Below are 14,740 nucleotides of genomic sequence, written 5' to 3'. Positions count from 1 at the left end.
CCATGTACAAAATAAAAATATACGCTGTCATAGTTGGAGTAATATTGTCTGTTGCAACCGCATTACCCTTGCAGGTTAATGCACAGGTTAAAAATACGATATTATATAAAATTTCGGGCAATGGTTTAACACAACCATCCTATTTGTTTGGTACCAACCATCTCATTTGCAAAAAAGATGCAGAAGGCTTAATCGGCAATTCGGTAAAGCAGGCTGTTAAAAGTGTAGATGAAGTTTGTTTTGAGATTTACAATAGCAATACCGCACAAATAATTATTGCGCAGGCAAAGTATAACATCATGCTTAATGATACAACGCTCGATCAATTACTCACCGCAGAGGAAATGGATACAGTGAACAATTATTATCAAAAACACCCGGAGCTTGGAGTTCCCAAAGACGTGATCAACACGTTGAAGCCCGCGCTTTTTAATTCGATGATCAGCAGGGCTTTATTAACCTGTCCCGCCAATGAGATAAGCAGTATGGAAGATATTATTTTAGCATTGGGCCAGGAGTATGAAAAAAAAATAAGCGGCATTTCCAGTTACAAAGAGCAAACCGGGTTTATGGATAGCATAGCTTATAAGGAGCAGGCAAAGGGATTAATGGCAAAAATAAGGCTGCTTAATAACCTTACGGAAGAAAATAACAGCTATTTAAAAACCCTAAAACTATATATAGCACAAGATGTGGTTAAACTAGATAGTATAATCAACGCCGGAACTTCCGACAGGTATGCTAAAATTTTAGGTCACGAACGTAATAATTTATGGATGGCTCGTTTTAAACAAAAATTGCAAACACAATCGCTATTTATTGGGGTTGGTTTTGCACACTTATTTGGTCCCGAAGGGTTGATTAATTTATTTAGAAAAAACGGATATACCGTTGAAGGTGTGGAAAATTAAATGGTTATGAAGAATAAAGGTTTAATCATGGTGGTCATCATCACTGCTTTTTTTGCAGTGCCAATGTATGCCCAGCAATCAGGTTTGTTTCAAATCGTAGGCACATTCAGTAATATTCCCAACGTAGAAAAAGTAATTCTGGAATATGCAACACCAAAAGGTCAAATCAACGATACGGTGCTGGTAACCGACGGGCAGTATGCCTTTGCGGGCAGGATCTATGAACCTCAGGTTGTTGTTTTAAAAGTAGAATATTTTGCAGATAAAGAATCGAAGCGGCGCCCGGATAGGACAGGGAAAGATTTTGCGTATGTATATGTTGATCCTGCAGTAATTACGGTAAACTCACAGAATGAATTTAAAAAAATTACGGTAGAGGGTAGCAAGTGGCAGCAAGATTATACCGAGTTAATGAGGGGGCAAAAATTTTGGGAGGATTCGGCGAGGCGGGTGCTAGGGAGTTTCAGAGACTATCAAGCAAAAGGAGATTCTGTAAATATGCGCCGAATAGATAAGGACTACATGGGAGCTTTTGAACAAAGGAATATGCAAGTAATGCTACCTTACCTCAAAGCAAAACCACAATCGCCATTGGCCTTATATGCGCTAAAAGTATATGCAGGCGATGATGTTAAAAATTATCAGGAAGTAGAAAGGTTATTTCAATCACTTTCGCCAGAGGTACGGCAAATGCCTTCCGGCCAAAAATATGAGGCTTATCTTAAAAAAATAGCACAAGCCAGGTCAGGTGCTATGGCTGCGGATTTTACCTTGTTAGATACGGCAGGTAAAAAAGTGAGTCTCTCTTCTTTTAAAGGTAAATATGTCTTTCTTGATTTTTGGGCAAGTTGGTGTGGGCCTTGTATGGCAGAAATGCCTGGTATAGCAAAGGCTTATCATCGGTATAAAAATAATAATTTTACCGTGGTGGGCATCTCTTCTGATAATCCAGATAATCCGGAAAAATGGTTGAACGCCATTCGTAGCCATCAATTGTTTTGGACGCAGCTTATTCAAGAAAAAGGGAACGTATCTAAGCTTTATAATGTAACAAGTATTCCTAGAAACTTTTTAATCGATCCCGAAGGTAAAATTATTGCCAACGATTTAATGGGCGAAAAATTAGAAGAAAAATTAAAAGAAATATTCGGAGAGTAATCTCTAATCACTAATTATATTTTGATGAAAGCCAGAATTATATTAATTATCATTTTATTTTCTTTGCAGTTGAAAGTAAAGGCCCAGTATCCGGCTTTAGTACAATTGAGCGGAAAACTGACGAACATTCCTTCGGCAAAAAGAATTATTTTCTATTATGTAAACGTGCAAGGGAAATCTGTTGTCGATACCGCAAACGTTGAAAATGGCGAATATGTTTTTGTTGCAAAAATATTGCAGCCTCACGATGTTACTTTAAAAGTAATCCATCAATACCCTAAAGGGGAAGAGCCTAAGGGAAACCCTTTTATTTCCCCTGAAAATATAGCCAAACTATTTATCAATGCAGGCACCATTGCTATCAATTCAACCAATACCTTTTCAAATATTGCCGTAACCGGGGCTACCTGGCAAAAAGATTTTGAGTATATCAGAAATGCCGAAGATAAACTTAGGAAAACTGCCGGAGCACAACAGGAAGAATGGTATAAGTATAAAGATAAAGGTGATGCAGAAGGCATGGACAGAATCATCAAAGAGGGAAACCAAAATGTTGTAGCAAGCTTGAAGAACGTATATTATCCTTATGCTAAAGCGCATCCATCTTCCCCTTTGTCTATTTGGGCCCTTAGGGTATGCTGCAACGATAGGACCACCATTAGCGGCAAAGAAATTATGGAGGCATTTAATGCGCTAACACCCAGCATCAAAGCTTTACCTGCTGCAAAGGATTTGGAACACTATATCAAGTTTACCGCGACCACCGAAATTGGAAAACCGGCACCGCTGTTTAGCTTAGCAGATACAGCCGGAAAATTAGTTGAGCTCGCTTCGTTTAAAGGTAAATATGTACTGATTGATTTTTGGGCAAGCTGGTGTACACCTTGCCGTGCCGAAAATCCATATATACGGGCGGCACTAGCGAAATATGGCGCTAAAAATTTTACTGTTTTAAGTATTACTTCGCCCAGAGAGTCGGGTAGGGAAAACTGGTTAAAAGCAATTGAAGACGATAAAATGACCTGGACAAATGTGTGGGATAAAGAGGGGACGGTATGTGAAATGTATAATGTAACTGGAATTCCCCGTAATTTTTTAATTGACGAAAAGGGAATTATTGTAGGGAAAGACCTACGTGGCGAAATACTGGATAAAAAGTTGAAAGAATTAATGGGTTTATAACAATTATTAAATACTGTAACAAAGTAATCTCCCATCACTAATTATATTTTGATGACAGCCAGAATTATATTAATTATCATTTTATTTTCTTTGCAGTTGAAAGTAAAAGCCCAGTATCCGGCTTTAGTACAATTGAGCGGAAAACTGACGAACATTCCTTCGGCAAAAAGAATTATTTTCTATTATGTAAACGTGCAAGGGAAATCTGTTGTCGATACCGCAAATGTTGAAAATGGCGAATATGTTTTTGTTGCAAAAATATTGCAGCCTCACGATGTTACTTTAAAAGTAATCCATCAATACCCTAAAGGGGAAGAGCCTAAGGGAAACCCTTTTATTTCCCCGGAAAATATAGCCAAACTATTTATCAATGCAGGCACCATTGCTATCAATTCAACCAATACCTTTTCAAATATTGCCGTAACCGGGGCTACCTGGCAAAAAGATTTTGAGTATATCAGAAATGCTGAAGATAAACATAGGAAAACTATCGGAGCGCAACGAGAAGAATGGTATAAGTATAAAGATAAAGGTGATGAAGAGAGTATGAGCAGGATTATGAACGAGGGAAACCAAAATACTGTTGCAATCATGAAGGACGTATATTATCCTTATGCTAAAGCGCATCCATCTTCCCCTTTGTCTATTTGGGCCCTTAGGGTATGCTGCACCGATGGGATTACCATTAGCGGCAAAGAAATTATGGAGGCATTTAATGCGCTAACACCCAGCATCAAAGCTTTACCTGCTGCAAAGGATTTGGAACACTATATCAAGTTTACCGCAACCACCGAAATTGGAAAACCGGCACCGCTGTTTAGCTTAGCAGATACAGCCGGAAAATTAGTTGAGCTCGCTTCGTTTAAAGGTAAATATGTACTGATTGATTTTTGGGCAAGCTGGTGTACGCCTTGCCGTGCCGAAAATCCATATATACGGGCGGCACTAGCGAAATATGGCGCTAAAAATTTTACTGTTTTAAGTATTGCTTCGCCCAGAGAGTCGGGTAGGGAAAACTGGTTAAAAGCAATTGAAGACGATAAAATGACCTGGACAAATGTGTGGGATAAAGAGGGGACGGTATGTGAAATGTATAATGTAACTACAATTCCCCGTAACTTTTTAATTGACGAAAAGGGAATTATTGTAGGGAAAGACCTACGTGGCGAAATGCTGGATAAAAAATTGAAAGAATTATTAGGTTTATAACAAATATTAAAATCAAACAAAATGAAATATAACAAAATAATCATGACCCTATTTTTTGTGTCCATTGCTTTTTCGGGCATGGCGCAAAAGGGAGTACAATTAAAACTACAGGTTGGTAGTAAGTGGTATTGCGAACATAAGAACAGCAATATTCGGAAATTCGAAATGGAGGGTGACAGCATTGTGATTGTCAGTGAAAATACGGCTGGCAGTACGTATGAAGTATTGCGTGAAGACAAGGGGAGCTACGATATTAAACTTACATTTAGTAATATAAAGTTTCATGCACAATCAAACATGGAAGAAGGCGAAGTTTTATTTGATTCGGAAGAGAAAGAAGACATGGATGGTGGGATAGGCGTAAATGTAAAAAAAGTTTTGGGCAAGAGCTTTGTATTTACCATTGACGGCAACACCCGTAAAGTTACGGCGATCAAAGAACGGCCGATACAAGAGGAGCTAGCACCGCCTAGTGGCCCGGAACCAAATTTTGATTTATTTCCCAAAACCGATGATGATTTGCACAGGCTGATTAAAAAAATATTTGGGGCGGGTATCCCGGATGCACAATTGGTAAAGGGTTTAAAATGGGATTCGTCTACTTCTGTGAATACCAAAGGGATTGACCAGAAAGTGGATGCTGTTTATACCATTAACCGCATTGAAGGGGGTATAGTTTTTATCGATGTAGATTCAAAGCGGTTGGCCAATGGGGTACTGGATGGTACTGACCTTAGTTTTTCTGCTCATTTTACCACTAAAGGAACAACATTGATAGATCAAGCAACGGGGCTTTTAAAAGAAAGTAAAACTGAGGAGAATGGTATTGAGGATATTAAATCATCCGAAGGCCAAGAAGACCAATGGGTGATCACGAACTCGAATTTGTTTAGAATGAAAAAGGTGTAATAAAGGATCAAGTACAAAAGTTGTTAAGGGGATAAAAACAAAAAAGCTGTTCTACATATTGTAGAACAGCTTTTTTGTACGCCCAACAGGATTCGAACCTGTGACCGACGGTTTAGAAAACCGTTGCTCTATCCAGCTGAGCTATGGGCGCCTCCTTTCGGTGAAGCAAAAGTAGCTATTTGCAGGTTATTTGCAAAATAAAAAAATCATTTTTTCGCAAAAACCTAACAATCAACAGAATTGATCTTAGTGTGCATTTGAGAGTGATATTTTTCAAAATAAATTTTGCAAATAACGGTAGAATTTCTACTTTTGTCGCGGAGAGTTGGCAGAGTGGTCGAATGCGGCGGTCTTGAAAACCGTTAACTGTCACAGGTTCGGGGGTTCGAATCCCTCACTCTCCGCTTTGAGTAAAGCGACTTGAAAAAGTCGCTTTCTTTCGTTTAAAGGCACTTTCAGTTTTTTCATTTTTGTTTTTTTATATAAAACTGGCGTAGTTTTTTAGTAACCTGCTGATATTTGCAATATTTTGGTTAATACTGCTAAAAACATCCTCTCTTTTCTTCTAGACTTGGACTACATTTCAAAATACTAGCCGTCCTTTTTTGCGGACTCGCACAACATCCCAAAATATTCGGCGTCTTTTCTTCTAAACTTGGACTACATCGCAAAATACTAGCCGTCCTTTTTTGCGGACTTGCACAACATTGGAAAATATTCGTTGTCTTTTCTTCTAGACTTGGACTACATCGCAAAATACTAGCCGTCCTTTTTTGTGACCTTGAACAACATTGGAAAATATTCGTTGTCTTTTCTTCTGGACTTGGACTACATCGCAAAATACTAGCCGTCCTTTTTTGTGACCTTGAACAACATTGGAAAATATTCAGCGTCTTTTTTTGCGTTGTTGACTGCTTTTTGTAAAAAAGAGTCCGTTTTTTGTTTTGTTGTGCTAGACTCCGTTGAAGAATAAAAATGACGTTTAAAGCGTTTAGAGTGTGTTTTTAGCGTTAAAAAATAATTTTCACCTGTCTTTTTATGGGGTAAAATTGTGCCAAAAAGTTTTTGGGGGTATGCTCAATTTTGGCACAATTTTACCCCATCCGGTATTTTCAGAAGCATAGTTAGCTGTTTTTTATTGGTGCCAAAGCCAAAATATGAAAAAGGAACTATTATAAGATTAAATTTGTTTGTAACAAAGTTGATGTTTATGACACTAATAGTTTAAAAAGTAGTTTAAAAAATTTAATGCGGATGAAGAAATCTATTTTAGTTGCAGTATGCGTAATTGGGAAATTGATTATTTAGGATACGAGGGGGAGAAATTAGTTATTGAACCGGTAAGTGCTGCATTTAAGAAGATTTATAGATCGGCCGTAAAGCAATGGATGATGTAGAAGACGGAGTAAAGTATGCTATTGAACAAGGTTGGGCAGATAAAGATAATGTTGCTATTTACGGTGCAAGTCACGGCGGTTATGCTACATTGATGGGATTGATTAAAACACCGGATTTGTACAAAGCTGGGGTAGACTACGTCGGGGTATCCAATATCTATACATTCTTTGAGTCGTTTCCGGAGTATTGGAAACCTTAAAAGATAATTTCTTATGATAATGCACTTTTGCCACTAAGTATTTTAAGGGCAGGGGAAATTTTGAAGGATAATGCTTTAATAGACGTGGGAATGGAGAGCTTTGCGTTTCTGGATCAATTGATTTTCGAAAAGGAATATTTATCGATCATCGGAAATACCAAATGGTATGTGGAGGGTGCTGAAAGAAGCAAATTTGGACAGCAACCCATTGAGGTATCTACAGTCGTATTACTTTATCATCAAGTTTACGAAATGACACGAGATGAAAAATACCTAACAAGGATGGTAAGTTCGTTTCAATGGTTTCTAGGTAAAAATGAGCTTCATCTCAGTTTGTATGATACGGAAACGAAAGGTTGCTGCGACGGATTGGAAAGCCATGGGGTAAACCGAAATCAGGGAGCCGAAAGTACGATCTGTTTCTGGATTTCATACTTAAATGTAAAGCGGGTACTTAGGGCATTGACCTAAGATTCAATCAATGCGGTTAGAAGCTCATCTAATTCAATAGTTGCGTACGTGGATGCGTAATCAGACATAGCATAGGGGATGATTAAATGACCATTATGTACAATCTGTCCACATGAATATACGACGTTCGGTACGTAACCTTCGCGTTCCTCCGTATTAGGATATAGTAAAGGTTCCTTGAGTTTACCAATGATTTTTGTGGGGTCTTGGAGATCAAGTAAGGTCGCGCTTATTGTGTATTCCCGCATTGGTCCTACACTGTGGGTAAGTAAGAGCCAGCCCTTATCCGTTTCTATTGGTGATCCACAGTTGCCTAGTTGTATAAACTCCCAGGGGTATTCCGGACCAGTAAGAAGGGTAATATCCTGTCGCCAATTATTAATGTTGTCGGAGAAAGCGATGTAATTATTCTCTCCATCTACCCGACAAAGCATAGCGTATTTCCCATTAATTTTACGAGGAAAGAGTGCGGCACCCTTATTTGCTATCTTGCCATTAATGGGGAGTACTTTAAAGTGTATAAAATCTTTTGTAGACAATAATTTTGGTAAGATGGTAAAACCGTCATAAGCAGTGTATGTCGCATAATAGGTGATTCGACCTTTTTCATCGATAAAGCGTACGAAACGTGCATCTTCGATACCTCTTTTCTCCGTATCACTAATCGGGAAAATGACACGTTCTGAAATGGATGTATCTAAGGAGTAGGTCATCTCATAATGCGAAGAGGCTAGCCACATAATCTGATTCATTAATGTTTCGCTGTCCACACTTAGAACATTTTCAGTTTGTATTTCCGTGACATATCGACGCAACTCTTCATACGTAAAAGATTCTGTTAGTTTGTTTTTTATAATTTCTAACACAAACGCTTCGGGATAGTGCATCTGAAGAAGCTTGTTAACAAAATCTTCTTTTTGATAGCGATGGCTTTTTATTACTTTAGGTTTTTCCAATAAATCGCCCGACATATCCAACTGTATATTTAAATCTTTGTCAATAATAGCCGACCGGAATACAATAGATGAAACATGGCCTTCTCCTGTGGCTCTAAAACTTAGAATTATTCTTTTTTCACCTTCACGTAATTGTGTTTGATCGATATCTTCTACTACCGAAGGATTAAAAAAAGCGGCCGCTTCAATGGAATATTCCATCGTAAAATAAGAACCGATAAGTAATTTTTGTCTATATGATATGTCGGTGTCCTGGATTTTCATTCCATGAAGAATAGATTGTGTGCGTTTGTAATTCTTTTCCAAGATAGAAACAACACTGCGGTGGCGTTTCGAAAAATTACGGAAGACCTGATTTAATGTGTCGGTCTGTTGTTGCTTACTCATGCTTAACACACGATTAACTACTTTTATCGAACGTTCCACACTTAAATTAAAATATCGAGCCAAGACACGTCGAGGGTCGGGTTTGAAGAAGATATTTTTTCTTACAATATTGAGGCCCATAGGTTTTTCTTTTATTATATAACGGTAAAAGATCGTAAATTGTTTGAATTATAATTTATAATCTGTTTCGAAGAAGAATCATTAATTTTGACGGGAACAAAAAAGAGAAGAATGAATTTTGAAATTTCTACTATCGAGCCAAGGGAAATTTGGCAACACTTTGTGGCATTGAATGCTGTTCCGCGTGCTTCTAAGAAAGAAGAACGTGTAATACAGTTCGCATTGGATTTTGGTAAGGGGCTGGGATTAGAATCTTACAAAGATGACGTAGGTAACGTTATTATCCGCAAACCTGCGACAGCAGGAATGGAAGATCGTAAAACGGTTGTTTTACAGTCGCATTTGGATATGGTGCATCAGAAAAATAATGATACTGTCTTTGATTTTGATCGTGAAGGTATTAGGATGTTTGTCGATGGTGATTGGGTGAAAGCAGAAGGAACCACGCTAGGAGCAGATAATGGTATCGGGGTAGCTACTATTATGGCTTTGTTATCATCAACAGATATTCCCCACCCCGCTTTGGAAGCTCTTTTTACGATTGATGAGGAGACCGGAATGACGGGAGCCAAAGGTTTACAAGGCAATATACTAAAAGGGGATATTTTGTTGAATTTAGATACCGAACAAGATACCGAAATTGATATTGGATGTGCCGGAGGAGTAGATGTAACAGCTACAAAATCATATATAGAGGAAGCAATCCCTAATCATTATACGGCCTTTAAACTCGTTGTAAAAGGACTGAATGGTGGTCATTCAGGTATGGAAATTCACAAGGGATTAGGTAATGCCAACAAGATACTGAACCGCATTTTATTCTCATTACAAGACTTTGATGTTCGGGTCTCTTCGATAGCAGGTGGAGGATTACGTAATGCTATTCCACGAGAAAGCAAAGCTATTATATTACTTGCGAATGATAAGATCGATGAAGCACAAGCCGCTTTTTACCAACTTTCTTCTGAAATTAAAATGGAATATAAGTCGGTAGATTCGGATTTAGTAATAGAATTGAATGCAACAACCGCATCTCAATCAGTTTTACCTGTGGAGGTACAAAGAAGTTTAATAAATAGTATCTATGCAGCTCATAATGGCGTTTATAAAATGAGTTCTGATTTTGTTGATCTGGTAGAAACGTCTAATAATATTGCAAAAGTAGATGTAAATAATGGCAATATTACGATAAAGTGTCTAACGAGATCTTCAGTAGAGTCTTCCAAATATGACTTAGCCAATGCACTTAAGGCTGCTTTTGAATTGATGGGTGCCGAGGTTACTTTTAACGGAGATTATCCCGGGTGGACTCCGAATGCGAAATCTGAGATATTGCAGATCGTTACCCGGACATATACATATTTATTTAACGAAAATCCAGATGTAGTCGCTTGCCATGCAGGATTGGAATGTGGTATCTTAGGTACAAATTATCCGGGTATGGATATGATTTCTTTTGGACCGACTATTCTTGGAGCACACTCTCCTCAAGAGCGGGTTTCGGTTTCTTCTGTCCGAAAATTTTGGATATTTGTATTGGAAATCTTAAAAAATATACCCAAGAAATAAAGAAATACTATATATAGGGCTATACAATCTCATATTCCAATTATTTTGTATGTAATATGGGATTTGTATAACCCCTGTTGTGTTTATGGCATCATGATTTAATATTCCAGTAAAAAGGCATTCATCTGCTGGTTGAAAGCTAAGGGATCTTCGACATTGGGAAGGTGTCCGCAATTCTCTAACTCGGTGAATTGTGATCCCTCTATTTTTTCGTGCATTTTTTCCATCGGCTCTCGGGGCGTAATTTTATCAAGAGATCCGCGTAAGAGTAAAGTCGGAACAGTTATTTTTTTCAATACTTCCGAAGTATCTGTGCGCGCAGCGAGCGCTAGAAGGGTAGCGCATATATTGTTTACGGTATTGCGTCGAATGCTACTTTTAATCATTTCAACGGCTTCGGGATGGTTTTCAATACTATCTCTAGCAAAGAGGTTGTCTATAAAGCCGATTGCAAAAGGCCTCCGCCCATGTTGGAGGACAGATTGTATCGTGTCGAAGCGTTTTTGTTTTCCGATGTTGTCATCTGCTAGATGATGCGTATCACATAATATTAATCCTGTGATTTTTTCAGGGAATAATTCGTAAGCACGAAGAACAATGTAGCCACCCATTGAGATTCCACATAATGTCACATTATGGAGGTCTAGTTTCTCTATAAATACTTTGAGATCTTTGGCAAATACGTCAATACTAAAAAATCCATGACCGCTTGTCGTTAGCCCATGTCCTCGAATATCTACCGCAATACCGGTGATATTATCTTCCAAGGATTCCAACTGATCTTTCCACATATTTTTATTAAAAGGAAATCCATGAAGAAAAATAACCGTCTTTTCATCCTGCTCGGTTGCCTTTTTTATATAGTAAGAAATGCTGATATCACCAATTCGGATCTTGTTCGTACGAATTATACGTTCTGCCATAAAAAATAATAAAATATAAATATATTGATATCAACAATATAACGAAAAGATTGTTTTTAAACGATGAAAAAAGCAAAAAATAATTTGAAAATTTTAAAAAAGTGCCGATATTTGCATCACCAAAACCAATAAATCGTGTTGGTTTTGAAATAAAGTGCTGCGCTCATAGCTTAATTGGATAGAGCACCTGACTACGGATCAGGAGGTTAGGGGTTCGACTCCCTTTGAGCGCACATTATTTCTTTTAAATGCTTAAATAATCCAACTTTTTCTTATTTTTAAATTGTATTCACCTGACATTAAGTGTGTTGCGGTGGTTTTTAAAATGTTAAAAAAATTTTGTGATAAACTAGATAATTTCCTATATTTGCATCACCAAAACAGAAAAGGCTGTTAGTCATGAAGTGATGGTTGCCGCGCTCATAGCTTAATTGGATAGAGCACCTGACTACGGATCAGGAGGTTAGGGGTTCGACTCCCTTTGAGCGCACTTATTAACTGAAAAGCCTAATTCTTTAAAACGGATTAGGCTTTTTATTTTGTCATAACATAACAACTAAGACTTATGCTAAACCTTGTATTATTCGGGCCTCCAGGAGCAGGAAAGGGTACTCAATCGGAAAAACTTATTGACAAATACCAATTAGTCCATGTTTCTACCGGAGATATTTTTCGTTCGCATATCAAGAATCAAACAAGTTTGGGACAGCAGGTAAGCCAAATTATAGCTGAGGGAAATTTAGTTCCTGATTCTATAACTATCGCTATGCTGGAAGAAGAGGTTAAAAAAAATCCCGATGCTAAAGGATTTATTTTCGATGGCTTTCCTCGTACTGTCGCTCAGGCAGAAGCTTTAGACAAGTTTCTGGTGGATAACAATACAGCTATTAGTGGGGTTATCGCGTTGGATGTAACTGAAGAAGAGTTGACGCAACGTATTGCGAAGCGTCAGGAAATATCAGGAAGAGCAGATGATGCTGCTGATAAACTTAAAAAACGTATTGAAGAATATTTTAGTAAGACTATTCACGTATTACCTTATTATGAGGAGCAAGGTAAATTATCCAAAGTGAATGGGATTGGTGACATAGAAACTATTTTTGCTGAATTGTCAGCTGTTATTGATATATATAGTGCTTAATTTTTAACTAGTATGGCGCAAGGCTCGAATTTTGTTGATTATGTGAAAGTGTGTTGTCGTTCGGGGCATGGAGGAGCCGGCTCTGCGCATTTGCATCGCGATAAGCATACTGCTAAGGGTGGTCCTGACGGTGGGGATGGTGGTCGTGGTGGACATATTATTCTTAAAGGTTCCTCTCAACATTGGACCTTATTGCACTTGAAATATAGAAAACATATCATCGCTGCAGATGGTGAACGTGGAGGCGCGGCCTTACGCTCAGGAGCGACCGGGGCTGATGAGATTTTAGAGGTTCCGTTAGGTACTGTAGCTAAAGATGCTGAAACCGGTGAGGTCCTTTTTGAGATTACGGCAGATGGTGAAAATAAGATCCTGACACCGGGAGGGAAAGGTGGATTAGGTAATTGGCATTTTAAATCAGCAACACAGCAAACGCCTCGGCATGCACAATCTGGTATACCGGGCAAGGAACAATGGGTTATTCTTGAACTGAAAGTGCTAGCCGATGTAGGCCTTGTCGGTTTTCCTAATGCGGGTAAATCGACATTACTGTCGGTTGTATCGGCAGCAAAGCCTGAAATTGCAAATTATCCGTTTACAACCTTGGTGCCGAATCTCGGTATTGTTGGTTACAGGGATAACAGATCTTTCGTAATGGCAGATATTCCGGGAATTATCGAAGGAGCATCGCAAGGAAAGGGTTTAGGGTATCGTTTCCTAAGACATATTGAACGAAATTCCGTTCTTCTATTCATGGTTCCGGCTGATACAGATCGTACAATTGCAGAAGAATATAGTATTCTTTTGAATGAGCTGACTAGCTATAATCGTGAACTATTGGATAAGCCACGTTTATTAGCGGTTACTAAATCGGATATGTTGGATGAAGAATTAGAAAACGAAATGAAATTGCAACTTCCTCCTCATATTCCATATATATTTATCTCATCTGTAGCAGGTAAAAATATTCAGGAATTAAAAGATATGCTTTGGAAGGTTATCAATTCTTAAGCGTATAAATTAAATGGTGCTATAAAATTAAAGGCTAATCAAATTTACTTGATTAGCCTTTAATTTTTATCCGTATATCCTACTTGTTATTCGTTTACTACACCCATTTTGCTGAACTTATCAATACGTTCGGCAATTAACGTGTCTGTATCTTTCGCTTGAAGAATAGTTAAATCGCTTAAAATTTTATCTTTTACGTTTTGAGCAGCAATTGATGGGTTTTGGTGGGCACCACCTAATGGTTCAGCAATGATACCATCAATTAATCCATTGCCCAACATGTCTTTTGCGGTAAGTTTTAGTGATTCAGCGGCTTTTTCCTTTTGATCCCAACTGCGGTATAAGATAGAAGAACAGGATTCCGGAGAAATAACGGAATACCATGTGTTGTCCATCATATAGACACGATCACCAATACCGATCCCTAAAGCACCACCTGAGGCGCCTTCACCAATTACGATACAGATCACGGGAACTTTTAATATCGACATTTCTAACAGATTTCGTGCAATAGCTTCTCCTTGACCTCTTTCTTCTGCTTCTATGCCTGGATAAGCACCCATTGTGTCTATTAACGTGATAACGGGTTTGTTGAACTTTTCCGCCATTTTCATCAAACGTAAAGCTTTACGGTACCCTTCGGGATTGGCCATACCGAAGTTACGGTATTGTCTTTCTTTGGTGTTTTTTCCTTTTTGATGCCCGATTACCATGACGGATTGGCCACCTATGGATGCGAAACCACCTACTATTGCCTTGTCATCCTTAACCGTGCGGTCACCGTGTAATTCAATAAATTCATCACAAATCATTTCGATGTAATCGAAGGTTTGAGGACGCTCCGGGTGGCGGGACATCTGAACCTTTTGCCAACCGGTCATATTATTGTAGATCTCTTGCTTGGTTATTTCCAATTTTTCTTCTAGCTCACGTACAGTCGCGTTCATATCTACTTTCGTTTTCTCGGCTACCTGCTGTACTTTTTCTATCTGTGTTTGCAAATCTGCAATTGGTTTTTCAAAATCAAATGTTGTTTCCATATAAAAGCTCTTTCACTTTAAGCGAGCTAAGTTAGTGTATTTTTGTCGATTTTAAAACATTTCAACTGTAAAAAGAGCTCCAAATACCAAAGGAAGGCGGGTCTCACCTAAGGCGAAAGGCTCTATGAAGGTAAATCGTTTATTCATACTTGCCAA

At 38.3% G+C, this 14,740-nt stretch carries 13 protein-coding genes and 4 tRNA genes; 13 read left to right on the top strand and 4 right to left on the bottom strand.

Annotation, left to right across the window (positions count from 1 at the left end; genetic code table 11):
- Positions 1-2 precede the first annotated feature (2 nt).
- The 5 genes from E4F24_RS09240 to E4F24_RS09220 are packed head-to-tail and all read left to right on the top strand — an operon-like array spanning position 3 to position 5,369.
- Entirely contained in the window at positions 3-911 is a 909-nt protein-coding gene (locus E4F24_RS09240; RefSeq protein WP_140938404.1) for a TraB/GumN family protein, read from the top strand.
- A 6-nt stretch (positions 912-917) separates the two neighbouring features.
- On the top strand, positions 918-2,069 hold the full coding sequence (locus tag E4F24_RS09235) for a TlpA disulfide reductase family protein (RefSeq protein ID WP_181182419.1): 1,152 nt from the start codon (positions 918-920) through the stop codon (positions 2,067-2,069).
- 24 nt (positions 2,070-2,093) lie between these two features.
- A complete protein-coding gene (locus tag E4F24_RS09230) occupies positions 2,094-3,251 on the top strand; it encodes a TlpA disulfide reductase family protein (RefSeq protein ID WP_140938402.1) in 1,158 nt (385 codons plus the stop codon).
- A 51-nt stretch (positions 3,252-3,302) separates the two neighbouring features.
- On the top strand, positions 3,303-4,460 hold the full coding sequence (locus E4F24_RS09225) for a TlpA disulfide reductase family protein (RefSeq protein WP_140938401.1): 1,158 nt from the start codon (positions 3,303-3,305) through the stop codon (positions 4,458-4,460).
- A gap of 21 nt (positions 4,461-4,481) precedes the next feature.
- Entirely contained in the window at positions 4,482-5,369 is an 888-nt protein-coding gene (locus tag E4F24_RS09220) for a hypothetical protein (RefSeq protein WP_140938400.1), read from the top strand.
- Positions 5,370-5,446: 77 nt separating this feature from the next.
- On the opposite strand, the gene E4F24_RS09215 is transcribed toward E4F24_RS09220, so the two are convergent.
- Positions 5,447-5,520: transfer RNA gene (locus tag E4F24_RS09215), tRNA-Arg, on the bottom strand.
- A 168-nt stretch (positions 5,521-5,688) separates the two neighbouring features.
- Between E4F24_RS09215 and E4F24_RS09210 the strand changes: the two genes are divergently transcribed.
- The 3 genes from E4F24_RS09210 to E4F24_RS09200 all read left to right on the top strand — a co-directional run bounded on the left by E4F24_RS09210 (position 5,689) and on the right by E4F24_RS09200 (position 7,437).
- Positions 5,689-5,773 (top strand) — tRNA-Ser (locus E4F24_RS09210).
- A gap of 980 nt (positions 5,774-6,753) precedes the next feature.
- On the top strand, positions 6,754-6,966 hold the full coding sequence (locus tag E4F24_RS09205) for an alpha/beta hydrolase family protein (RefSeq protein WP_216629154.1): 213 nt from the start codon (positions 6,754-6,756) through the stop codon (positions 6,964-6,966).
- 27 nt (positions 6,967-6,993) lie between these two features.
- Positions 6,994-7,437 carry a hypothetical protein gene (locus E4F24_RS09200; protein ID WP_216629153.1) on the top strand — a complete coding sequence of 148 codons (444 nt, stop codon included), beginning with the start codon at positions 6,994-6,996 and terminating at the stop codon, positions 7,435-7,437.
- Here E4F24_RS09200 and E4F24_RS09195 read toward each other — a convergent pair.
- The gene (locus E4F24_RS09195; RefSeq protein ID WP_140938398.1) at positions 7,434-8,900 is read right to left on the bottom strand and encodes a glycoside hydrolase family 130 protein; all 1,467 of its coding nucleotides are present in this window, start codon (positions 8,898-8,900) and stop codon (positions 7,434-7,436) included. The genes E4F24_RS09200 and E4F24_RS09195 overlap by 4 nt on opposite strands.
- A 111-nt stretch (positions 8,901-9,011) precedes the next feature.
- On the opposite strand from E4F24_RS09195, the gene E4F24_RS09190 reads away from it, so the two are divergent.
- Complete coding sequence (locus E4F24_RS09190) at positions 9,012-10,469, top strand: aminoacyl-histidine dipeptidase (RefSeq protein WP_140938397.1); 1,458 nt, start codon at positions 9,012-9,014, stop codon at positions 10,467-10,469.
- Between the two features lie 98 nt (positions 10,470-10,567).
- Here E4F24_RS09190 and E4F24_RS09185 read toward each other — a convergent pair whose 3' ends face one another.
- A complete protein-coding gene (locus E4F24_RS09185) occupies positions 10,568-11,392 on the bottom strand; it encodes an alpha/beta fold hydrolase (protein ID WP_140938396.1) in 825 nt (274 codons plus the stop codon).
- Positions 11,393-11,551: 159 nt separating this feature from the next.
- Between E4F24_RS09185 and E4F24_RS09180 the strand changes: the two genes are divergently transcribed.
- The 4 genes from E4F24_RS09180 (at position 11,552) to obgE (ending at position 13,544) form a co-directional block, all read left to right on the top strand.
- Positions 11,552-11,625: transfer RNA gene (locus tag E4F24_RS09180), tRNA-Arg, on the top strand.
- Positions 11,626-11,808: 183 nt separating this feature from the next.
- Positions 11,809-11,882, top strand: a tRNA-Arg gene (locus E4F24_RS09175).
- A 75-nt stretch (positions 11,883-11,957) separates the two neighbouring features.
- Positions 11,958-12,533, top strand: coding sequence for an adenylate kinase (locus E4F24_RS09170; protein WP_140938395.1), 576 nt, complete (start codon positions 11,958-11,960; stop codon positions 12,531-12,533).
- Positions 12,534-12,545: 12 nt separating this feature from the next.
- On the top strand, positions 12,546-13,544 hold the full coding sequence (obgE, locus tag E4F24_RS09165; protein WP_140938394.1) for a GTPase ObgE: 999 nt from the start codon (positions 12,546-12,548) through the stop codon (positions 13,542-13,544).
- Between the two features lie 86 nt (positions 13,545-13,630).
- Here the strand turns inward: obgE and E4F24_RS09160 are convergent, their stop codons facing one another.
- Positions 13,631-14,584: an acetyl-CoA carboxylase carboxyltransferase subunit alpha gene (locus tag E4F24_RS09160; RefSeq protein ID WP_140938393.1), complete on the bottom strand. Its 954-nt coding sequence runs from the start codon at positions 14,582-14,584 to the stop codon at positions 13,631-13,633.
- Between the last annotated feature and the right edge of the window lie 156 nt (positions 14,585-14,740).

Origin of the sequence: Sphingobacterium lumbrici, assembly GCF_006476045.1 — a bacterium.
GTDB lineage: Bacteria > Bacteroidota > Bacteroidia > Sphingobacteriales > Sphingobacteriaceae > Sphingobacterium > Sphingobacterium lumbrici.
This window is presented reverse-complemented; position numbering and strand designations above follow the sequence as displayed.

What these genes read in the sequence shown, in the direction of transcription:
- E4F24_RS09185 (WP_140938396.1), bottom strand. Translation starts at nt 11,392, where the DNA reads ATGGCAGAACGTATAATTCGTACGAACAAGATCCGAATTGGTGATATC.
- E4F24_RS09195 (WP_140938398.1), bottom strand. Translation starts at nt 8,900, where the DNA reads ATGGGCCTCAATATTGTAAGAAAAAATATCTTCTTCAAACCCGACCCT.
- E4F24_RS09220 (WP_140938400.1), top strand. Translation starts at nt 4,482, where the DNA reads ATGAAATATAACAAAATAATCATGACCCTATTTTTTGTGTCCATTGCT.
- E4F24_RS09225 (WP_140938401.1), top strand. Translation starts at nt 3,303, where the DNA reads ATGACAGCCAGAATTATATTAATTATCATTTTATTTTCTTTGCAGTTG.
- E4F24_RS09190 (WP_140938397.1), top strand. Translation starts at nt 9,012, where the DNA reads ATGAATTTTGAAATTTCTACTATCGAGCCAAGGGAAATTTGGCAACAC.
- E4F24_RS09205 (WP_216629154.1), top strand. Translation starts at nt 6,754, where the DNA reads ATGGATGATGTAGAAGACGGAGTAAAGTATGCTATTGAACAAGGTTGG.
- E4F24_RS09230 (WP_140938402.1), top strand. Translation starts at nt 2,094, where the DNA reads ATGAAAGCCAGAATTATATTAATTATCATTTTATTTTCTTTGCAGTTG.
- obgE (WP_140938394.1), top strand. Translation starts at nt 12,546, where the DNA reads ATGGCGCAAGGCTCGAATTTTGTTGATTATGTGAAAGTGTGTTGTCGT.
- E4F24_RS09240 (WP_140938404.1), top strand. Translation starts at nt 3, where the DNA reads ATGTACAAAATAAAAATATACGCTGTCATAGTTGGAGTAATATTGTCT.
- E4F24_RS09235 (WP_181182419.1), top strand. Translation starts at nt 918, where the DNA reads ATGAAGAATAAAGGTTTAATCATGGTGGTCATCATCACTGCTTTTTTT.
- E4F24_RS09160 (WP_140938393.1), bottom strand. Translation starts at nt 14,584, where the DNA reads ATGGAAACAACATTTGATTTTGAAAAACCAATTGCAGATTTGCAAACA.
- E4F24_RS09170 (WP_140938395.1), top strand. Translation starts at nt 11,958, where the DNA reads ATGCTAAACCTTGTATTATTCGGGCCTCCAGGAGCAGGAAAGGGTACT.